Here is a 20231-nt window from a genome sequence, read left to right on the forward strand (position 1 = left end):
GGGATCAGACGACGGCGTGGTCGCCGTCCGGCGTCAACCGGGCCGTGATCTCCCGCACGACCCGGTCCGCGGAGCACAGCGCACCGTCGATGTAGCCGCACCAGCGGGTGGCCGTCTCGGTGCCCGCCCAGTGGATGGGGCCCACCGGGCGGCGCAGTGCGGGACCGAGGTGGGTCCACACCCCGGGCGGGAACAAGGCGGCGTACCCACCGCGGCTCCACCGCTCCGCCGTCCAGTCCTGCTCGACGTAGTGCCGGGGCTCGGCTGCGCGGTCGCCGAACAGACGGGAGAGTTGCGCGACCACGGCCGCGCGGCGCCGCTCCTGGGTGAGCCGGGCGTGTGCCCGTGCCGCGGCGCCTTCGACGAAGCCCAGCAGCACTCCGCGGCCGGTGTGCTCCGGTGTGCTGTCGTAGACGACTCCAAGAGGGCCGCGCAGGCTCGTCGCCTGCCCGCTGAGGCCGTGCCGCCGCCAGAACGGCTCGGAGTAGACGGCCACGCACTTGACGACGCTGCCCATCGGCAGACGCTGGGTGAGTGCGTCACGGTCGGGGGGCAGCGGCGGCTCGTAGACGATCCGGCCGGCCAGCGTCGGCGGGACGGCGACCACGACGTGCCGGGCGCGCCAGACGGTCTCGTCGGCCGTGGTGACGCGCACCGACCGGTCCGAGTGCTCGATGCGCCGGACCGGCGAGCCGAGGTGCACCTGGCCTGGGAGCTGCTCGGCCATACGGATCGCCAGCATCTGGGCGCCGCCGACGACGTGGTCCTGCTGGGCGCCGTTCTCCGTGCTGATCAGTGCGTCGAAGCTGCCGGCGGCACGGGCGTAGAAGAGCGCGTGCAACAGGGAGAGTTCGGAGGGCTGGCAGGACCAGACGGCCTCGCACGCCAGCGTGAACAGCCGTCGCCCGTCCGGCGTGCGCAGGGTGCGCCGGATCCAGGTGGCGACGGTGGCGGCGTCCAGTTCGGCCGCGCCGGGGGTGCGCCACGGCGCCTCTGGGTCGACCGTGCGGGCAAGCCGTTCGAACCTCCGCTGGGCGGCGGAGACATCGAGCAGGACATGGGGAGCGAGCCTCGGGACGGCGCCCCGGTAGCGGCGCAGGCCGCCCCGTCCGGTCTCGATGAGATTGCTGCCTGCGCGGTGGGTGGCGCACGTGGTGGCGCCCAGTTCGGCGGCCAGGGCGTACACGCGGTCCTGGCCCGGGCCGAGGAACTGGCCGCCGAGTTCGATGACGTCGCCGTCGCACTCGCTGTTCAGCAGACGCCCGCCCACGCGGTCGCGTGCTTCGAGCACGATGGCGTGGATGCCGCGCCGGCTCAGTTCGCGAGCGCAGGCGAGGCCCGCGATGCCGGCGCCGACGACGAGGACGTCGGCGCTCCGGGGCGGGGTCGGTGCGGGGATGTCGGTTGGCTGGTTGGGCATGGGGTGCTCCTGGTCGAGGTTGATCCAGGCCCGTGCCGCACGACTGCTCCTCCCGTGCCGCCCCGTAGGGCGGCATGCGGACGGGACTGGGTACGAACCCGGTCGGCGCACCCGACCAACCAACCAGCGCCGACTTCTGTGTGGAACTTCTGTGGTCTCTGTCTGCCTTCGGATGATGGCGGGGAGGGTCGGACCAAGTCAACGACAGGATCGAGCCGTGCGCCGGTGGGCGCGGCGAGCGGCCGAATTGCGGGTTCCGCGGCGTGCCGGGACCCGGTGAGGATGGCCTCGCGGCACATGGATGGCATATGTCCGCCGATCCACCGGGCCAGTGCCAGGGGCATACGGTCCGGGCAAGTCGGCGTGGCGATCATACGTGTATGTATGTATGATTACGGGCGGCCGGTGGGTCGACACACGAGCCAGGTCGGCCGGACCAGGGCCGGGGGGCGGCGCCCGTTGTCCGCGAGTCGGGTGCCTTTGGTCGGAAGCCATGGGGAGGCATATGACGAAGCGGGGGGAATCGGTGGACGCTCCGGAGGAAACCGCTGCCGTACGACCACGACGTACCCTGCTCGAGAAGGCCGCGGAGTCCGTCCTGCGATGGCGGCATCTCGTGCTCGCCGTCACCGTGCTGATCGTCGCGCTCGCGGGATGGTACGGCTCCGGGGTCGTCGAGCGCCTGTCGAACGGCGGTTATGCGGCGGCCACGGGCAATCTGCGCACCGCCCGGAGTGAGCTGGGGCAGCGATTCGGCGTGGAACAGCCGCAGTTGCTCCTTCTGCTGCGGGCCGACCGCCCCCTCGACGACCCCCGGATCGCCGCGGCGGGTGTGAGCTACACCGAGCGGGTGGGTCGGCAGGCCGGTGTGCTCTCCGCGCAGTCCTACTGGACCACCGGCGACGGACTGCTGCGGTCGCACGACGGCCGCTCCGGTGTGGTGGCGGTGCGCCTTGCGGGCGACGACGACCAGGCCCAGCGCACGGCGAAACGTATCGTCCCTGGCCTGACGGGCCGGCAGGGGCCGTTCGACGTCGGGGCCACCGGCGAGGCCGAGAGCAACGCCGAGCTGCAGCACCGCAGCGACCAGGATCTGGCCAAGGCGGAGCTGGTCGCCGCGCCCATCGTCCTGCTGGTCCTGCTCCTGGTGTTCCGGACCGTGCTCGCCGCCCTGCTTCCCTTCCTCATCGGTGTGATCGGGGTCGTGCTCACCCTCGCCATCCTCCGTGTGGTCACCGAGTTCGCCGATGTCTCGATCTTCGCCCTCAATCTGACCACGGCGCTCGGGCTCGGACTTGCCGTCGACTACAGCCTGTTCCTCCTGATGCGCTTCCGCGAGGAGACGGGGAGGGGCAGGACCCAGCAGGAAGCTCTGGTGGTGGCGGTGCGCACGGCCGGGCACGCCGTGTTCTTCTCGGCGGTGACGGTGGCCCTGTGCCTGAGTGCGCTGGTCCTGTTCCCCTTGTACTTTCTGCGCTCGCTCGCCTACGCCGCCATCCCCGCCGTGCTCACCGTCGGTGCCGCGGCCGTACTGGTGCTGCCGCCCGCCCTGCTGGTGTTCGGCCGCTGGCTCGACGCCGGGGACATCACGCCTGTCCTGCGCAGGCTGGGCCGGCGGTCCGCGGTGCCGGAGGAGTCCTGGTGGTCGCGGCTCGCCACCAGGATCTCCCGGCGGCCCGTGCTGGTGGCCCTGCCTGCCGTATTGGTGCTGATCCTGCTCGGACTGCCGTTCACCCACGCGAAGTTCGGCCTCACCGACGAACGGGTGCTGCCCGCCGACGCGGAGGCGTACCGGACGGCGCGGATGATCGACAGCGACTTCGACGCGAGAGCGCTGGACCCGATCCAGGTGGTCGTGCGGACCGACCCGCGGGCAAACGCGGGACGAGGAGAGGAGGACTCCTACTACCGTTCGGTGTCACGCATCGACGGCGTCGCTCATGTCACCACGGCGCTCGGGACCTATGCCAAGGGGGAGCAGGTCGACCGGCCGGGCGCAGCACCTGGAGTCTTCGCCCGGGGCGGTGTGTTCAGGCTCGACGTCGTGTCCGAGGACACCGCGTTCTCGCCGCGCAGCGAACGGATCGTGCACAGGATCAGAGCGATGCCCGCGCCGGGCGCCGTCTTCGTGGCGGGTGACTCCGCCCTCTTCGCCGACACCAAGTCGGTGATCGGGAACCGGCTTCCCTATGCGCTGGGGGTCATCGCGCTGGTGATGTTCGTGCTGCTGCTTCTGTTCACCGGAGGCCTGCTGGTCCCGTTGAAGGCGATCGTCTTCAACACCCTCAGCCTCACGGCGTCGTTCGGCGCGATGGTCTACGTCTTCCAGTACGGTCACCTGAAATGGCTGGTGGGCGACTTCGTGTCGACCGGGTATCTCGACGTGACCGTCCCGGTGCTGATGTTCTGTGCGGCGTTCGGCCTGTCCATGGACTACGAGATCTTCCTGATGTCCCGCATCCGGGAGCGGTACGCGGTGCACGGCGACAACACCCGTGCGGTGATCGAGGGCGTCGGCCGGACGGGGTCGCTCATCACTGCGGCTGCCGTGCTGATCGGAGGAGTACTGCTCGCCCTGGCCACCTCCCAGGTGTCGGTGCTCAAACTCCTGGGCCTGGGCATGTTCCTGGCCGTCGTCATGGACGCCGTGGTGATCCGGGGGGTGCTCGTGCCGGCGTTCATGATGGTCATGGGGCGGGCCAACTGGTGGGCTCCGGCGCGGCTGCGCCGCCTGCACGCGAAAGTCGGTGTGAGAGCGGGGGGCTGAAGCGCGGTGGGCCGAGGTCGCAACCTGTCGTTCAACTGCCAAGGGATTCGGGGGAACCGCTGTGCACAGGACGTCTCCGCGCGACCGTATGGGTGTGCGCGACGACGGTGACTGGGGGGACTGTTGCGTCGTCCTCGTGGGGACCTGGCGCGCCCTTCGGGTGGAGCAGGCGGCGTGCTACCGGGGTGTGGACATCTATCGCAGCCCCGGGCACGACGAGTTGCCGTCGCTCGTCCACACCCGGCGGGCCGAGTGGATCCTCGCCGGTGAGGAGCTCGACGACGGCGACATCCAGCGCACCATCTCGGGTGCGAACGCCGTGCGGGACAGCGTCGGACTGGCCATGCTCGGCCAGCGACGCGACTGGCGGCGCTGCGACCGCTGGATGCGCCGTGGCTGCCGGGTCTACCTGGAGGACACCATTGACCTGCCCCGCGCGGTGGAGGCAATCCTCGCCGCACACACGCTCGGGGTCAGCGTCATGGACCGGGCCTTCGCCGAGGCCCTCAAGGAACGGGCCACCGGACCGGCACCGTACCTGACCCGCCGGGAGCGCGATGTGCTGGAGCTGCTCAGGCGGGGACTGCGCAACCGTGAGATCGCGAAAGCGCTGTTCGTCAGCGAGAACACCGTCGAATACCACATGCGCCACTTGCTGTCGAAGTTCAGCGCGCGCAACCGGCTGGAAGTGGTCGAACGTGCGACGGCTCTCGGTCTCGCGTAACCGCGGTCACCGGTGCCACGAGCAATCCTTCTCGTGCGGTCCGTCTCATTTGTGGTCCCGGGATGTCTCGTTGCGGTCCGTCTCATTGCGGCGGCCGCTGTTCATGGCCGTCGTTCGCCGTGTGCGGACTACTACGGCAATCCGTGGCGCCCGCCGTGCCGCGAATCCATAGTCTGAGGGTCCTGTCATCGGGAACTCCGAAAGGATGAGAAATGGCCGACATCACGTTCGAGATCGTCGACGAGCAGGTCTCCTCCCTTGAGGGAATCGGTGTTGAGGAGGGCTGCACCTGTTCCTCCTCCAGCACCTCGCTCGACATCTCCGAGGTGGAATTCGAGTAATCGATCCACCCCTCTCGAAGGCGTACGCCTGTGGCCGTGCGACACGGCAGCGGGCGTACGCCGCTCCATCCGTGCCCGGGAATTCCTGACCACGCAAATTCAGGGACCCGGGCACTTTCGTCGACGGTCCGGCGTACCGGGGAGGCGGCAAGTGGGTCGGAAGGCGGGACGGCAGCGGAAACTGCAGGGCGACTACCACCGCCGGCTGTTCCACGCGTTGCACGACTGGGACCGCTCCTGGGAAGGCATGCTCGACGTGGCGGGGGACGCGGCCGGGGCCCGCGCCCTGGGCTTCGACCAGTTGGGCCACTTCGGGGCGCAGGGCTGCGCGCTGGTGGCCGCGGCCGTCGCGGCGGGCGTCGAGCCGGGCACCGCCGTCAGCCTGGCCGAACTCGGCTGCGGATTCGGCGGCGCGCTGCGGGAGATCGTCGCCGGCCTCCGGGCGCGCGGCGTCACGACGGGGCGGTGCGTAGGCGTCGACTTCGTCGCCGAGCACGTCCGGCTGTTTTCGACCATCGAGAACGCGGCGGACACCCGGACCGCCCAGCCGGTGCAGGCGGACGTGCGGGCCCTGCCGTTGAGCGACGGCTGCCTCGATGCCGTGGTGTGCACCGGGTCGCTGCCGCACTTCGCCGAGGTGGAGACGGTGTTCTGCGAGGCGTTCCGGGTACTGCGGCCGGGCGGGCTGCTCGTCATGACCGAGGAGACGAGCCTGCGCGTATCCGGCAGAGACCTGTCCGACGATTTCCTCCGGTGTCATCCGCCGGACATTTTCTTCCTGACCGACGCAGAGGAACGAGTGGCCCAGCTCGTCCGGAGCGGATTCACCGACATCGTCGTCCGTGACCTCACCGAATGGGCGGACGCGCTTCTGGGGGACCGGCTGAAAGCGATGCGGCTGTTCTTCGGTGACGTCGCGGAGATATTCGGCACCGACGAGACGAAAACGCTCCTCGACACCCTTGCCGCGGCGCGGGAGGAGTACCGGCGCGGCACCGTCAAACCGGCCGTCGTCACGGCGCGCCGACCGTGAAGAACGGCCGCGGCCCGGGCAACTTCCCCCCGGAAACCCCCGAACAGCACTACGGAATTCCGGGATGGTTCGAGGAGGTTCCCCTTCCCTAGGCTCGCGGTGTCCCGGAAAAGATGACCGGCCGGGAAATCGAGCGGCACAACGGGCGAACTCCGCCGGGTGGATGGTGAAGGCGATGACGATACGGAACGCGCAGCGTGACCAGATGCCGTTCCGGTTTTCCGTGGAACCCTCCGACGTCGAATCCTTTGCCCGGGCGCTGGACATCTCGTCCGCCGCAGTGCCGGTGTTCTTCTTGGTCCGGGCGCTGCCGCGGGCACTGACCCAGGTGCTGGAGCGGAGCCCGGTGCGCCCGCGGCTGCGCGACGTCCGCCATGCCGAGCAGGACATACGCGTCCACCGGCGTCCACGCGTCGGCGAGGAGACCGTCGTGACCGCGAGCCTCGAGGACGAAGGGGACTACGGCTTCCAGCGGGCCGCCGTCGTGCGCACCAGCGTGCGCGGCCCTGCCGGGGACGGCATCGCGGACCTGCTCACCACCCTGACCCTCGGCCCCGCCACCGGGCGGGGCCGTCTGGCGCGGCAGCCGGCTCCGGTCGGCACGGGACCGGTGGTCGCGGCCTGGAGCACAGTGGTTCCAGGTGATCTGCCGTCCCGGTACGCCGAGGCGAGCGGCGACCACAACCCCATCCATCTGAGCGAGACCGCGGCGCGCGAGGCCGCGCTGCCCGGCGTCGTCCTCCACGGGATGGCGACCCTCCACCTGGCCGTCACGGGGCTGGCCGACCGCGTCCTCGGCGGCGACGACGCACGGCTGGACCTGATCCATGCGCGCTTCGCCCGGCCCGTCAGGCCGGACGACATCGTGGACTTCGCCGTGCGGGGCATCGCTCCGGAGGGCCCGTACACGCTGGACGCCCTCGTGGCGGGCCGTCCCGTGCTGAAGGACACCTGGTTCACGGCGGGCGGAGCGGCGACATGACCGTGTGGATGTTCCCCGGCCAGGGGGCGCAGCGGGCCCGTATGGCCGCAGGGCTCAGCACGGCGGGACCGCTGCTGGACGAGGCCCGGGCGCTGCTCGGCACCGACCTGACCCGCATGTGCACGACCGACGCCGACCCCGTATGGGACCCCGAAACGGTGCAGCCGGCGCTGTTCGTCGTGGGCGTGGCCACGGCGACGGCACTGCTGCGGCACGAGCCGCCCCCGGGAGCGGTCATCGGCCACAGCTTCGGCGAGTTCACCGCCCTGGCGGCGGTCGGGGCGCTCACGTTCGAAACGGGGCTGCGGCTGACCGCCCGTCGCGCGCGGGCCATGGCACGGTGCGCCGGCACCGGGACCGCGATGGCCGCCGTGCTCGGACTCTCGGAGGCCGAGGTGCGCGGCGTCTGCGAGGACATCGGGGCCGGCGGCGGGGTCGTCGAGGTTTCGAACGTCAACAGTCCCGAACAGATCGTCATCGCCGGGGAGACGGCGGCGCTCGACGACGCCGCCCGGCGGTGCCGGGCACGCGGCGCGTTCCGGATCCGGCCCCTGCGGGTGCCGTACGCCGCGCACACGAACCTGATGGCGCCGGCCGCGGCGGAGATGCGCGAGGCGCTCGAGGAGGCACGGATCCGCCGCCCGCGCGCGGCGCTGTACTCCTGCATCACCGGGGAGGCCACGACCGACCCCGGCCGGATCAGGGAGCTGCTCGTCGCCGGGATGACCGCGGCAGTGGACTTCTGCGGAGCCGTGCGCGCCGCCGCACGCGAGGGCCACCGCGCGTTCGTGGAGCTCGGACCCGGTTCACCCGCCCGGCTGCTGGGGCTGGTCCGCGCCATCGTGCCCGAACTGGAGCCCCGCCTGCGGCTGGTGTCCGACGACGACGAGGCCAGGGTCCCGCGGCCGTTCCAGGCCGCCCGGAGCGCCCCGGCCCAGCTCGACAAGGCGGTGGAGGATGGCAGCTGAACCCCGGGTCGCCCTGGTCACCGGCGGCGGCGGAGTGATCGGCGCCGCAGTGGTCAGGACACTGTCCGCCTGCGGGATGCGTCTCGCCGTCGGCTACCACAAGGGGGCGTCGGCGGCGGAGGAACTGGCCGCCGGCCTTCCGGACGCGCTCGCCGTGCCCCTCGACGTCGCCGACCCCGACGCGGTGCGCGGCGCCTTCCGCCGGAGCGCCGAGGCACTGGGTCCCGTCACCGTGCTGGTGAACGCGGCCGGTGTGCTGCGCGACCGGCCCGCACTGCGGATGCGCGACCAGGACTGGGACGACGTACTGCGGGTGAACCTGACCGGCGTGTTCCACTGCGTCCGCCAGGCTCTTCCCTCGATGATCACGCAGCGCTTCGGACGGATCGTCAGCATCGGCTCGGTGAGCGGCGCGATCGGACTGCCGGGCCAGAGCAACTACGCCGCCGCGAAGGCCGGACTGGTGGGGTTCACCCGCTCGGTGGCCCGGGAGACCGGCCGGCACGGTGTCACGGCCAACGTCGTCGCCCCCGGCCTGGTCGACTCCCCGCTCATCGCCGGACTCGACGCCCCGGCGCGGGAGCGCATCGTCGGCTCCACCGCAACCGGGCAGTTCGTGACGCCCGAGGAGGTGGCCAACGCCGTCCGGTTCTGCGTCGACACTGCCGCCGTCACCGGTCAGCTCATCAACGTCGACGGCGGGCTCTGCTAGCCGAACGTCGGCCGATACGGAGGAGACAGCCGTGGAGAACACGAGGGAACGAGTCGAGCACGAGGTGAAGGACCTGCTGACGGAGCGGTTCAACGTACCGGAGGAACGCATCACGCCCGAGGCGCACCTCTTCGACGACCTGGGGCTCGACTCGGTGGATCTGATGAGCGCGGTCGCCGTGCTCGAGGAACGCCACGACCTGTCCGTGTCGGACGAGCACCTCCAGGACATGCTCGTCGTCAAGGGCATAGTGGACCGCGTCACCGCGCTGGTGGAGCAGCGGTGACCCCCCGCAGGGTGGCGGTGACCGGCATCGGGCCGGTCACCCCCGCCGGCACGGGGATCAAAGCGTTCGAGGAGTCCCTGTTCGAGGGGCGTTCCGGTATCGGCGAGCTCACCCGCTTCCGCCTCGACGGCTTCCCGGTACGGGCCGCGGGTGAGGTGCGGGACTTCCGGGCGGAGGACTACCTGGACGGCCGGCAGGCGCGCAGGACCGAGCGGTTCGCGCAGTTCGGCATCGCCGCCGCCCGGCTGGCGATGGAGGACGCGGGACCGGCACAGGCGGGGCTGAACCCGGAACGCGCCGGGGTCGTCATCGCCACCGCCTACGCCGGCCTCGACCGCGTCGCCGCCGAGGCGGTGGGACTGACCGAGCGGAGCTGGCGCAGGATCTCCCCGGCCGTGTCGATGTCCATGATGCCGACGGCGGCCGCCGGGATGGTGTCGATGGAGTACGGCTTCACCGGCCCCGTCGAGTGCCCCACCAGCGGCTGTGCCGCCTCCGGGCACGCCCTGTCCCGCGGGACGGAACTGATCCGCAACGGCACCGCCGACCTGGTGCTCGCAGGCGGCTGCGACGCATCGCTGCACCCCGTGGCGCTGGCCGCCTTCGTGGCCGCGCGGGCGCTGGCGACCCGTGCCGAGGACCCGGCCCGCTCGTGCCGTCCTTTCGACGCCGACCGCGACGGCTTCGTCATGAGCGAGGGGGCGACCGTTCTGGTCCTCGAGGACATGGACCGGGCCCGGGCCCGGGGAGCGCGGGTCTACGGGGAGATCGTCGGCTACGGCCACACGGGCGACGCGTACAACCTCTCCACGCCACGGCCGGACGGCAGGGGCGCCACCGCCGCCATGGCGCTCGCCCTGCGGATGGCGGGCCGTCGGCCCGCCGAGGTGGGCTATGTCAACGCGCACGCGGCGGGCACGAGGGCGGGCGACGCGGCCGAAGTGCGCGCGCTGCGCGAGCTGTTCGGCCCGTGCCTGCCGCCGGTGTCATCGACCAAGTCGGTGCACGGCCACCTCATGGGCGGCACGGCCGCCACCGAGGCCGCCGCCGCGCTGCTCGCCCTGCACCGCGGGGTGCTGCCGCCCACCGCCCACTACGACACCGTCGACCCCGAATGCGACATCGACGTCGTCGCCAACAAGTCCCGCGGCACCGACGCCGAGCTGGCCCTGAGCAACTCCTTCGCGCTGGGAGGTGTCAATTGCTCCCTGGCACTGGCCAAGGCATGAGCGTGGACGGCCCCGGTCCGCAGCCGTTCGCCGACCGGATTGCACTCGTCACCGGCGGCTCCAAGGGCATCGGCGCGGGCATCGCCCGCCGTCTGGCGGCACTGGGAGCCGATGTCGCCGTCACCTATATGCGCGACCGCGACACGGCCGACCGCACGGTCGAGGAACTGAAGGGACTCGGTGCGCGGGCCTGCGCCCGCCGGGCCTTCTTCGGAGACCCCCGCGGTGACGTCCCCGCCAAGGTCGTTGACTGGGTCACCGCCGAACTCGGCCCGCCGACGCTGCTGGTGTCCAACGCGGGCACCGGGGTGGAGCGCTCGCTGATGGACACACGGCGCAGCCACTGGGACTGGGCCGTCGAGACGCACGCCCGGTCCATGCTGCGACTGGTCCAGGCGGCGCCGGAACTGCGGTCCGTGCTCGCGGTCTCCAGCCTGGGCGCACAGCGCGTTCTGCCGCACGCCTACGGGATGCTGGCCGCGTCGAAGGCGGCGCAGGAGTCCCTGGTCCGCTATCTCGCGGTCGAGTTGGCGCCGCGCTGCCGGGTGAACGCGGTCACCCCGGGACTGGTCGACACCGACGCGGCCCGCGGCTTCGGCCGGCACACGGAGCTGTTCGACGCGGCGCTGGCGAGGACACCGAGTCGTCGCCTGGTACGGCCCGACGACGTCGGAACCCTCGCGGCGTTCCTGCTCTCGGACGAGGCAGAGATGATCACCGGCCAGACCGTCGTGATCGACGGCGGCTACTCGATCCTGATGTGAAGGCGTGCTGATGTCCCTCCCTTTCCTGATCACCGGAGTCGGTGGCGTCATCGGGCAGAGCCTGGCCGCGGCGTTCGGCACCGAACGCGTCGTCGGGCTGGTCCGCGAGGGCGGGACCCGCCCGCCGGACGGTGTGGAGACCGTCCCCGGCGACGTGACCCGGCCGGACCTCGGGCTGGGACCGGCCGCCTACCGTCGGGTCGCCGACCGGATCGGCGGCGTGATCCACAGCGCCGCCGTCACTTCCTTCGCCCGGCCCGCCACGGAGGTCCGGCAGGTCAACGTCGGCGGCACGGCGCACGCACTGCGGCTGGCCGAGGCCGCGGGCGTGCCCTTCCATCTGATCAGCACCGTCTACGTCCAGCAGCGCGACGGCAGTACCGAGACCGGGCGTTCGCGGGTCTACCGCGAGTCCAAGCAGGCCGCGGAGCGGATCGCGCGAAGTGCGGGCGTACCGTGGACGATTATGCGGGTCACCGTGGTGACCGGGCACAGCGCGACCGGCGCCATCCCCCGCTTCCAGGGGATCTACGCCGCCATGAAGGCCCTGGTCACCGGGGACGCCCACCTGGTGCCGGTGGCGCCCGGTTCGTATCTGGACTTCCTGCCCTGCGACCATGTGGCGGAATGTGTGACGACGCTGCTCGACGCGGGAGCACGGGGCGAGCACTGGATCACGGCCGGGAAGCGGGCGCTCACCATCGAGCAGTTCGTCGAACGCTGCCAGGCCTATGCGCGGGGACTCGGCAGGACCGTGACCCGACCCCGGCTGGTGGACGCCGAGATGGTGCACCGGCTGATCATGCCGGCGTTCGGCGACGCCCTCGCGGCGGACATGCGCCGACGGCTGGAGTTCTTCACCGACGTCATCGGACCGCTCGCGACCGACGGCACGCTGCCGGGTCCCGCCGCCGGCTTCGCCGACCTGCCGGAACCGCCAGACCTGGTGGCCTGCCTGGACGCCGCCCTGGAGTACTGGGGAGCGCGCGTGCGGCTGGCGCCGAAGGCGGTGAACGGATGACGAGCGAGCGGACCACCGGGCGGACCGCCCCCGAGCCGACCGGCCGGCCCGCCGCCGGGCCCCGCATGGACCGCGCGGACGTCCTCGCCCTGTACCACCGGCACGTCAACACCGGACTGGCCCGGATGGCGGAGCTGATGGCCGCACCCGTCGTCGCGAGCGCGCAGGGCGACTACCTCGACACCTCGGACGGGCAGCGCCTGCTCGACTGCGGCGGGTTCAGCGTCTTTCTGCTGGGCCACGGATACCCGCCGGTCACCGAGGCGGTGGCCCGCCAGCTGCGGAAGCTGGCGATCACCGGCCCCCTCGTCTACTCCGAGGAACTCGCCGTGGCAGCACGGACGTTGGCTGCGGCCTGCCCGGACGGTCTGGAGTACGTGTACCTGACGAACTCCGGGGCCGAGGCCTGCGAGACGGCTCTCAAACTCGCCCGGATGAACGGCAGGCGCCATGTCGTGTCCACCGAGGGAGGCTTCCACGGCAAGACGCTCGGGGCACTCGCGGTGACGGGGCGCGCCGTCTTCCGGGATCCGTGCGAACCGCTGCCCGGACCGGTCGAGTTCGTCCCGTACGGGGACGCCGAGGCTCTGGCTGCGCGGCTCACCGCGGACTCGTGCGTCATCGTCGAGCCCGTGCAGGGGGAGGGCGGGGTGCGGCTGCCACCTCCCGGCTATCTGCGCGAGGTGGAGCGGGCGTGCCGCCGCGCGGGAGCGCTGCTGGTCGTGGACGAGATCCAGACCGGCCTGGGCCGGGTAGGCAGCCTGTGGGCCGTCCAGGAGGAAGGAGTCGTGCCCGACATCCTGCTCAGCGGCAAGGCGCTCGGCGCGGGAGTGGTGCCGGTCGGGGCGGTCGTCGCGACGCGCGAGGTGTTCGCCCCGCTCAACCGGGATCCGGTCCTGCACACCTCCACCTTCGGCGGGAACCCGCTCGCCGCGGTCGCCGTGCGGCACACGGTCGAGGCGGTGCTGCGCGAGGACGTACCGGGGCGTACCCGTGCCCTGGAGGGACGGCTTCGGGACCTGCTGGAGCAGCGTCTGGAGCCGTGCGGCCATCTGGTGAAGGACATCCGAGGCCGAGGCGCGCTCTTCGGCGTCGAATTCCACGAGGCCGCCCAGGCGGGCGAATTCGTGCTGGAACTCCTTGAGAGAGGCGTTGTGGTCTGCCCGGCGGCGAACTCGCTGGCGACCGTCCGTTTCACTCCCTCGGCCTTCTTCGGCGAGCCGGAGTTCGCCTGGCTCGAAACAGCGCTCGAAGGGGCTGCCGCGACAGCGGCAAAACGCCGTTCGACCGTCTGACCACACCTGATATGCAGCCCTTTTGGAGGAGCGATGCGGAACGTGCGCATGGCGGGGACGGCACCGGGCCGGAACGCCGCCGAACTCTACCCCGTCATCTGTGATTTCCCGCGCTATCCCGAACTGACCGACGCCGTGCTGCGGGTCGCCGTCGAGGACCTCGGGAACGGGCGGACCGGCTGCTCGTGGGAGGTGAAATTCCGCCGGGGGGTGCTGAAATGGACGGAGGAGGACCGGTTCGACGCGGCGCGGCACCGGGTGGACTTCTCCCTCAAGGAGGGCGACCTCGACCACCTGGTCGGCCACTGGATGCTGCACGACGTGGGACCCGACTGCCGGATCCACTTCTCCTGCGACTTCGACATGGGCATTCCCACTCTCGCCGACGTCATCGAGCCGATCGCCGAGCAGACGCTGCGCGACCACGTCGCCATCGTCCTGCGCGGCCTCGTCGGCGAAGTGGTCCTCGACGCTCCGGAGCCCGTCGGCGACGACGGAGGGCGGGCGTGAACGCGGGTTTCCTGGCGGAGGACCGCGCACTCCTGCAACGGTGTCTGCCCGGCCTGGACGGCCAACTCGCCGCCGCCGGCCTGGACAGGCTGGAGCGGCCCGGCTCACCCGCGATCGAGTGGTTCAGGCGCTCGGGCGCGCCCGCCCTGTTCGTCCCCGAGGAGTACGCGGGCCTCGGGCTGGGCCTGCGCGAAGGACTGCGCGTGCAGCGGGCCCTGGCCAGTCGCGCCCCGTCCCTGGCGGTGGCCACGACCATGCACCACTTCTCGGTCGCGAGCCTGACCGGCTGGGACCGGCAGGAGGCGGGGATGGAGTGGCTGCTGGCCGAGGCGGTGGCCCGCAACACGATGCTCATCGCCTCGGGCGCGGCCGAGGGCAGGCCCGGATCCGGCATCCTGCGGCCGGCCATGTCGGCCCGCCCGGTGGAGGGCGGTGCGCTGGTCACCGGCTCGAAGAAGCCGTGCAGCCTCAGCCGCTCCATGGACCTGCTCTTCGCCACCGTCCGCATCGAACGCCCGGAGGGCGAACGCTGCGCCGTCGCCGTGATACCCGCGGACTCGCCGGGCTTGAGCACCCGCCCGTTCTGGCGCAGTGACGTGCTCACGGGGGCGGAGAGCGATGAGCTCGTCCTGAGCGACGTCTTCGTGCCGCACCGGCTGATCTCGGACATCGGGCCGGTGGGCACCACGAGCGACGCTCTGCGGCGGTCCCTGGTGTGGTTCGAGGTGCTGATCGCGGCCTCGTACGTCGGCATGGCGGCGGCTCTGGTCGAGCGGGCCGTCGGCACGAAGCGCAGCGGCGCGTCGTCCCTGGCCGCCATGGCCGTCGCCGTGGAGGGGGCTACTTACGCGCTCGAGGGAGTCGCCGCGCGGCTGGAGACGACGGCGGAACCGGCCGCCGTGCTCGGTCCCGCGCTGGTGGCCCGATTCGCCGCCCAGGAAGCCGTCGTCACCGCCGCGGCGACGGCCGTCGAAGCCCTCGGCGGCGGCGCCTTCATCGGCGACCCCGATGTCGCGTACCTCTACGCCGCCGTTCGCTGCCTGACCTTCCACCCCCCTTCCCGGACGGGCGCCGAGGCGGCGCTGGTAGGTCATCTGCGCGGCGAGGCCGTGCACATGGAATAGGAGCGACACCCGGGACTTCGCGGCGCTGAACCGGCCGCACAACGGCCGCCCGATCGCCTCGAGGCAACGGAAAACCGTAGTTCCGTACTACGGGAATTCGGTATCGGACGGTCCGTGCGCACCCGTTAGGTTCGAGGACGTGAATACTCTTGATACGGCGGCAAATACGGTGGCGGTAGGCGCCGTTGACATCGAATTTCAGCCGGTTGGGCACCAACGTTTCGAAGTGCTGGCCGGGCCGCGGAAATTCGTACTGAAGGCCGACGACAGGCAATGGGAATCCCTGCGGTACGTGCTCGCCGAGCTGGTGCCGAAGCTGCGCCGCAGCGTTCCGCTGCGCGAACAGGTTTCCCGTGTGGAGATCGAGCGCCTGGCGCCGTACCTGAAGCAATTGACGTCCATGGGCGTGTTGTTACGTCCCTGCGGCGGCATCGACACCGACGCGGATCTGCGGCTGTACTCGTTCGTCGCGCGGCGTTCCGCCGAGCCCGACGAGGTCTTCGGCCGGGTGAAGAACAAGCGCATCGAGATCGAGGGGAACGGCCGGATGCCCGCGGCGCTGGCGGACGCGCTGTCCGCGCAGGGTCTGGCCGTAGGGGAGCGGGGCGGCCCGGAGCCGGCGCTCACGGTGGTGGTGTCCCACGAGGACGAGGCGGCCCTCGGCGCCGCGAACCGCCGCCTGTGCGGACGACGGCGCCCCTGGCTCCCCGTCCTCGTCACCCCCCGGCGGGTGCGGCTGGGTCCGTGGACGATGCCCGGCGAGTCCGCCTGTCCGCGCTGCCTGGCGCCGGGCTCCGCGGGCAGCGGTGGGGCCCGGGAGCAGCGCGCGGCCCAGGAAAGCTGGTTCACCCTGCAACCCGGCTTCGTGGCCTGGGCCGGCGGTGTCGTGGCACACATGGCCCTGCGTGCTTTCGTCCCGTTCGGCGCCGAGCACCCCTGGGGCCGGATCACGACCATCGACGCGGGCACGTGTGAGCAGACGTCCCTGCGCGCCTGGCGGGACCCGTACTGCGAGGTCTGCGCGGAGCACGCCCCGACGGCCCAGGAGTGGGTGGAGGTCTGAGCCGTGGAAGACGCGTGGAACTGTGTCACCGCCCAGGGCTTCGGCGCCCGGACGCTGCCCGTGCCGCTGTATCTGCGGGCCCATGCCGGGGCCCTGGTCCGTATGGAGCACGCGGACGAGGAACTGGACCTGGCCGGTGCCGACATCCCGCTCCTCGACGTCGCCGTGGCGGCCGGCCGGCGGGAGGCGCTGTGGCAGCTGGCCGAGAGCGCTGCGGCGCTCCGGTTCCGCGATGACGGCCGGGGCGCCGGATTCGGCGCGGGGGCTGACCGGGACACGGCGGTCGTCAGGGGGCTGCACGCCGAGCTGGCCCGCCTGCCGGCGGGCTCGGACCCCCTGGAGGGCACTCTGATCACCGGGTGGGAACAGGCCGTTGCCCCGCTGCGCGGCGTCGCCGGCCGCATCGACTGCTACCTGCTCGGTGAGGCGGCGGGGATCCCCCGGCTCGGTGCCGTTCTGCACCTCGACCGGATGCCGGTTTCCTTGCACGCGGTGGTCTGCGACGTATGGCGGCGGCGCGGGGTGGAACGCGCGGTCCACGCGGTTCTGCGCCGGTTCGTCATCGCCTCCCTGGCGCGGCTGGAAGCGGGGGACGGGGACGGCGAGGACCAAACGGCGGCACCCGACGTCGTCACCGTCGGCAGGACGCCGTTCGCCGACCTCGAACCCGCCCCGCCTCCGGACGAGTTGGCCGAGTTGCGCACCCGGCTGCGCAGCCACGGCCACCTCGCCCACACGCGGATCCTCAGCGCCGAGGGCCACCCGGTCGTGGCGGCCTGCCGCCTCGACTTGGGCGAGCCCGGCGTGGGCGGCAGGGACGGCTGGGAGCACGCCCCGCCGCCCCGGCTGCGGGCACCCCGCCAGACATCCCTGGCCTACACCTCGGACCAAGTACGGGCAGGCCGCGTCTACCACGAGAACTCCAAGATGCGCACGGCCTTCGGCGTCCTGCCGGTGGTCGACGTCTCCGGCATGGGCCCGCAGGCCCGCATGCTGCTGGGGCGCGCCTTCAGGGACTTCGGCCACACCCGCCGGGAGTACCCACTGCGCGCCCGATCCGCCCCAGCGCTCCTCCCGTTGGACGAGACGGTACGGCGCAGGCGTTCCTGGGCACCGATGGGCGGCGGCGAACTCGGCGTGGAGGGGCTGACCCATCTGCTGACCCTGTCCTACGGCACCACCGGAAGCGCCGCCGTGGGCGAGGACGTGCGGCTGCCGTTGCGGGCCACCCCGTCGGCGGGCGGGCTGTACTCCACCGACCTGTTCGTCCTCGTCAGCCGCGTCGAAGGCGTCGAGCCAGGGCTGTACTACTTCCACCCGGGACGCCGGGTGCTCCAGCTCGTCGACGACAGCCCTACGCTCGACGAGGTCTCCGCGTACACCGGATACCAGGGCCGGGTGGGCGAGGCCGCGGCCCTGGTGATCTACGTGGGGGCATTCCGCCGCAACCAGTGGAAGTACCTGGAACGCGGCTACCGGACCGTACTGCTCGACTGCGGCCATCTCGCGCAGAGCGTCGTGATCACGGCCGGCGCCCTTGGACTCGTGGCGCATCCGATGATCGCTTTCATCGACGACTACTTCAACGAACTCATCGGCGTCGACGGCGTCGACGACGCGGTGCTGTATCTGACCCTGCTCGGCCCGCGTCCGGCGGACGCGGCGGACGGGGCCGACGAGGTCGATAAGGCCGACGAGGCCGACCACGGGGATGAGGCGAAAGACGGGGACGAGGGGGACACGACCGCATGACGGACATGGACACGGACACCGGCAACGACACCGACAACGACACCGACAACGACACCGACAACGACACCGACCGGCTGCGCCTCCACCTGCTGGACGACCAGAACGGTTTCGTGGAAACGCCCCAGGAGGTCCGCCGGATCAAAGGCAGCGGCCTGTCGAAGCTGGCCGAGCGGCTGCCCGTGAGCCTCGGCGGAACGGCGTCCCCCCTCGGCACCGGCGCGCCGCAGCCACCCGTTGACGACCCCGACATGGCGCGGCTGCTGGAGATGCTGGAACAGTTGCGGGAGACCGGCGCCCCTGGCGCACCGTCCCCCGCCCCCCGGCGCGGCCTCCCCGTCCGGCAGCTCGCGGTGACCGGCCCGCAGCAGCTGACCGGGCCCTTCGTCGCCGTTGCCGACCTCACCCCAGGCATCGAGGCGCGCCACCTCGGCGAGCGCTGGGACCCGCACGCGGCGGGTGACGAACCGCCCGGCCTCGTGGTGGTGGCGACGGCGTCGCTGTTCGATCCCTGGACGGCACGGGTGGCCGAGTGGTGCGTCCGCACGGGCCGGCCGCATCTGGTTTACGGCGTCGCCCGCGACGCCGTGACCTTCGTCGGACCGCTGTGGACGCCTGACCGGGCGGGCGCCTGTTACGAGTGCCTGCGCGTCAGGGTCAGCTCCAACTCGGTGCACGGACCGACGTGGCGCGCGTACATGCGGCTGCTCGCGGTGACCGGCGGGCGTCCCGTCCAGCAGGAGTTGCCTCCCTGGGCGGCGGCGCAACTGGCAGGCTCCGTGGGACGGCGCGTGGAGCAGTGGCTGGCCGACCCCGCCGCCGACCCCGCCGACCAGTTGCTCTGGACGGACGACTCCGGCGCCGGCGAATCCCGCCGCCATCTCCTGGCCGTGCCCATCTGCGAGGTCTGCGGAGGCGGCCCGGACAGCGCCCCGGATCCCCCGGAGGGGATCGGGCTGCGGGCGGCCGAGGACGACCGGGTCGGCATCGTCCACGCGTCCAGCGTGCGCCGCGCCGAAAGCGGCCCGCCGGTCTACCTCAGCGGCAGCACCTCCGCGGACTTCGCGCTGATCAGGCCGTCGATGCGGGTGACCAGGAACGGAGGAGCCGGATTCGCCAAGAAGGAGGCGATCGACGCGGCCCTCGGCGAGTCACTCGAACGGTACGCGGCCGGGATCTACCGGCCCCGGGACCTGCGCACCGCCTCTTTCGAGGAACTGGACGAACCCGCGGTCCCTCCCGGAGAGTTCGGCCTGTACTCACCGGAGCAGTACGCGACGCCCGGTTTCCCGTTCGAGCCCTTCGACGACACCACCCGGGTGCGCTGGACACCGGCGCGGGACCTGTGGACGGGCGAGCGGCTGTGGGTTCCCGCGTCGCAGGTGTATCTGCACTACCGGCGGCTGCGCGAGGAGGCCGCCGTCGCGCCGTCCATCTCCACGGGGCTCGCCGCGGGCCCCTCCTTCCGTGAGGCCGTGCTCAGCGGTCTGTACGAGATCATCGAGCGCGACGCCCTGGCCGTGTCGTGGCTGCACCGGCTGCCGCCCCGGCCCGTCGCCGACGACATGATCACGGCCTCCTCCCAGGTGTCCTACCTGATCGCCGGTGCCACGTCGTGGCGCGTACGGTTCTACGACCTCTCCCTCGACCTGACCCCGTCCTGTGTGGTGGCCGTCATGGAGCACACCGGTGGCCCCGACCGGATCATGTCGTTCGGCAGCGCCTGCCGCTGGTCGCCGGCCGAGGCGGTCAGGAAGGCGTTCCTGGAGGCCGCGCAGGGCCTGACGTATGTGCGCAGACTGCTCAAGCAGCACGAGGACTGGGAGGCCGCCGAGGACTTCCACGACGTGGACGACTTCAACAAGCACGCCATCTTCTACTCGAAGTACCCCGAGCTGCGGGAACGGGCCGGATACCTCGTCCACCCCACCCGGCCCCCCGCCTGCACCCGGCCGGAGCGACCCGCGCCCGCCGACACCCGCGATCCGCTGGACCTGATGGTCAAGGAACTGGGCGAGGCCGGGCGCCGGGTCTGTGTCGTGGACCTCACCACCCCGGACGTCCGGCAGTTGGGTGTGCACGTCGTGCGGGTCCTCGTCCCCGGCCTGCAGCATCTCGCCGGCCACCACGCCTGCCGGATGCTCGGCGGCCGCCGGCTCCGCGAGGTGGTCGCGGCCCTCGGCACCGATTCCGCGCCGGACAACCCCTTCCCGCACCCGCTTCCCTGACACCTCATACGACGC

The 20231-nt window shown here is 71.8% G+C and carries 18 protein-coding genes; 17 read left to right on the forward strand and 1 reads right to left on the reverse strand.

Annotated features, from left to right (window positions below; translation table 11 throughout):
- Positions 1-4 precede the first annotated feature (4 nt).
- The gene (locus AAW14_RS22555; RefSeq protein WP_265565735.1) at positions 5-1420 is read right to left on the reverse strand and encodes a flavin monoamine oxidase family protein; all 1416 of its coding nucleotides are present in this window, start codon (positions 1418-1420) and stop codon (positions 5-7) included.
- A gap of 505 nt (positions 1421-1925) precedes the next feature.
- Between AAW14_RS22555 and AAW14_RS22560 the strand changes: the two genes are divergently transcribed.
- From AAW14_RS22560 to AAW14_RS22640, 17 genes are all read left to right on the forward strand, one after another.
- A complete protein-coding gene (locus AAW14_RS22560) occupies positions 1926-4187 on the forward strand; it encodes an MMPL family transporter (protein ID WP_265565736.1) in 2262 nt (753 codons plus the stop codon).
- A 94-nt stretch (positions 4188-4281) separates the two neighbouring features.
- Positions 4282-4911, forward strand: coding sequence for a response regulator transcription factor (locus AAW14_RS22565; protein WP_265565737.1), 630 nt, complete (start codon positions 4282-4284; stop codon positions 4909-4911).
- Positions 4912-5123: 212 nt separating this feature from the next.
- On the forward strand, positions 5124-5252 hold the full coding sequence (locus AAW14_RS22570; RefSeq protein WP_265565738.1) for a hypothetical protein: 129 nt from the start codon (positions 5124-5126) through the stop codon (positions 5250-5252).
- A gap of 151 nt (positions 5253-5403) precedes the next feature.
- The gene (locus AAW14_RS22575) at positions 5404-6285 is read left to right on the forward strand and encodes a class I SAM-dependent methyltransferase (protein ID WP_265565739.1); all 882 of its coding nucleotides are present in this window, start codon (positions 5404-5406) and stop codon (positions 6283-6285) included.
- Between the two features lie 175 nt (positions 6286-6460).
- Positions 6461-7267 (forward strand): MaoC/PaaZ C-terminal domain-containing protein, encoded by an 807-nt coding sequence (locus AAW14_RS22580; protein ID WP_265565740.1) that lies wholly within the window; start codon positions 6461-6463, stop codon positions 7265-7267.
- Positions 7264-8235 (forward strand): ACP S-malonyltransferase, encoded by a 972-nt coding sequence (locus AAW14_RS22585; protein ID WP_265565741.1) that lies wholly within the window; start codon positions 7264-7266, stop codon positions 8233-8235. The genes AAW14_RS22580 and AAW14_RS22585 overlap by 4 nt, the downstream gene beginning before the upstream one ends.
- Positions 8225-8947, forward strand: a complete 723-nt coding sequence (locus AAW14_RS22590; RefSeq protein ID WP_265565742.1) for an SDR family oxidoreductase — start codon at positions 8225-8227, stop codon at positions 8945-8947. The genes AAW14_RS22585 and AAW14_RS22590 overlap by 11 nt, the downstream gene beginning before the upstream one ends.
- A gap of 31 nt (positions 8948-8978) precedes the next feature.
- Positions 8979-9233: an acyl carrier protein gene (locus AAW14_RS22595; RefSeq protein WP_265565743.1), complete on the forward strand. Its 255-nt coding sequence runs from the start codon at positions 8979-8981 to the stop codon at positions 9231-9233.
- Positions 9230-10462 carry a beta-ketoacyl-[acyl-carrier-protein] synthase family protein gene (locus AAW14_RS22600; RefSeq protein ID WP_265565744.1) on the forward strand — a complete coding sequence of 411 codons (1233 nt, stop codon included), beginning with the start codon at positions 9230-9232 and terminating at the stop codon, positions 10460-10462. The genes AAW14_RS22595 and AAW14_RS22600 overlap by 4 nt, the downstream gene beginning before the upstream one ends.
- Positions 10459-11226: an SDR family oxidoreductase gene (locus AAW14_RS22605; RefSeq protein WP_265565745.1), complete on the forward strand. Its 768-nt coding sequence runs from the start codon at positions 10459-10461 to the stop codon at positions 11224-11226. Before AAW14_RS22600 ends, AAW14_RS22605 begins: the two co-directional genes overlap by 4 nt.
- A gap of 10 nt (positions 11227-11236) precedes the next feature.
- On the forward strand, positions 11237-12247 hold the full coding sequence (locus tag AAW14_RS22610; RefSeq protein WP_265565746.1) for an SDR family oxidoreductase: 1011 nt from the start codon (positions 11237-11239) through the stop codon (positions 12245-12247).
- Complete coding sequence (locus tag AAW14_RS22615) at positions 12244-13542, forward strand: aspartate aminotransferase family protein (RefSeq protein ID WP_265565747.1); 1299 nt, start codon at positions 12244-12246, stop codon at positions 13540-13542. Before AAW14_RS22610 ends, AAW14_RS22615 begins: the two co-directional genes overlap by 4 nt.
- 33 nt (positions 13543-13575) lie before the next feature.
- Positions 13576-14052, forward strand: a complete 477-nt coding sequence (locus AAW14_RS22620; RefSeq protein ID WP_265565748.1) for a type II toxin-antitoxin system RatA family toxin — start codon at positions 13576-13578, stop codon at positions 14050-14052.
- A complete protein-coding gene (locus AAW14_RS22625) occupies positions 14049-15176 on the forward strand; it encodes an acyl-CoA dehydrogenase family protein (protein WP_265565749.1) in 1128 nt (375 codons plus the stop codon). Before AAW14_RS22620 ends, AAW14_RS22625 begins: the two co-directional genes overlap by 4 nt.
- Before the next feature lie 226 nt (positions 15177-15402).
- A complete protein-coding gene (locus tag AAW14_RS22630; RefSeq protein ID WP_265565750.1) occupies positions 15403-16239 on the forward strand; it encodes a TOMM precursor leader peptide-binding protein in 837 nt (278 codons plus the stop codon).
- Positions 16240-16242: 3 nt separating this feature from the next.
- Positions 16243-17991, forward strand: a complete 1749-nt coding sequence (locus AAW14_RS22635; RefSeq protein WP_265565751.1) for a SagB/ThcOx family dehydrogenase — start codon at positions 16243-16245, stop codon at positions 17989-17991.
- On the forward strand, positions 17988-20216 hold the full coding sequence (locus AAW14_RS22640) for a TOMM precursor leader peptide-binding protein (protein ID WP_265565752.1): 2229 nt from the start codon (positions 17988-17990) through the stop codon (positions 20214-20216). Before AAW14_RS22635 ends, AAW14_RS22640 begins: the two co-directional genes overlap by 4 nt.
- The last annotated feature ends 15 nt before the right edge of the window (positions 20217-20231 follow it).

It is taken from the genome of Streptomyces hygroscopicus (assembly GCF_026168105.1).
Lineage (GTDB): Bacteria > Actinomycetota > Actinomycetes > Streptomycetales > Streptomycetaceae > Streptomyces > Streptomyces hygroscopicus_D.

What these genes read in the sequence shown, in the direction of transcription:
- AAW14_RS22555 (WP_265565735.1), bottom strand. Translation starts at nt 1,420, where the DNA reads ATGCCCAACCAGCCAACCGACATCCCCGCACCGACCCCGCCCCGGAGC.
- AAW14_RS22560 (WP_265565736.1), top strand. Translation starts at nt 1,926, where the DNA reads ATGACGAAGCGGGGGGAATCGGTGGACGCTCCGGAGGAAACCGCTGCC.
- AAW14_RS22620 (WP_265565748.1), top strand. Translation starts at nt 13,576, where the DNA reads ATGCGGAACGTGCGCATGGCGGGGACGGCACCGGGCCGGAACGCCGCC.
- AAW14_RS22615 (WP_265565747.1), top strand. Translation starts at nt 12,244, where the DNA reads ATGACGAGCGAGCGGACCACCGGGCGGACCGCCCCCGAGCCGACCGGC.
- AAW14_RS22570 (WP_265565738.1), top strand. Translation starts at nt 5,124, where the DNA reads ATGGCCGACATCACGTTCGAGATCGTCGACGAGCAGGTCTCCTCCCTT.
- AAW14_RS22640 (WP_265565752.1), top strand. Translation starts at nt 17,988, where the DNA reads ATGACGGACATGGACACGGACACCGGCAACGACACCGACAACGACACC.
- AAW14_RS22610 (WP_265565746.1), top strand. Translation starts at nt 11,237, where the DNA reads ATGTCCCTCCCTTTCCTGATCACCGGAGTCGGTGGCGTCATCGGGCAG.
- AAW14_RS22580 (WP_265565740.1), top strand. Translation starts at nt 6,461, where the DNA reads ATGACGATACGGAACGCGCAGCGTGACCAGATGCCGTTCCGGTTTTCC.
- AAW14_RS22605 (WP_265565745.1), top strand. Translation starts at nt 10,459, where the DNA reads ATGAGCGTGGACGGCCCCGGTCCGCAGCCGTTCGCCGACCGGATTGCA.
- AAW14_RS22590 (WP_265565742.1), top strand. Translation starts at nt 8,225, where the DNA reads ATGGCAGCTGAACCCCGGGTCGCCCTGGTCACCGGCGGCGGCGGAGTG.
- AAW14_RS22585 (WP_265565741.1), top strand. Translation starts at nt 7,264, where the DNA reads ATGACCGTGTGGATGTTCCCCGGCCAGGGGGCGCAGCGGGCCCGTATG.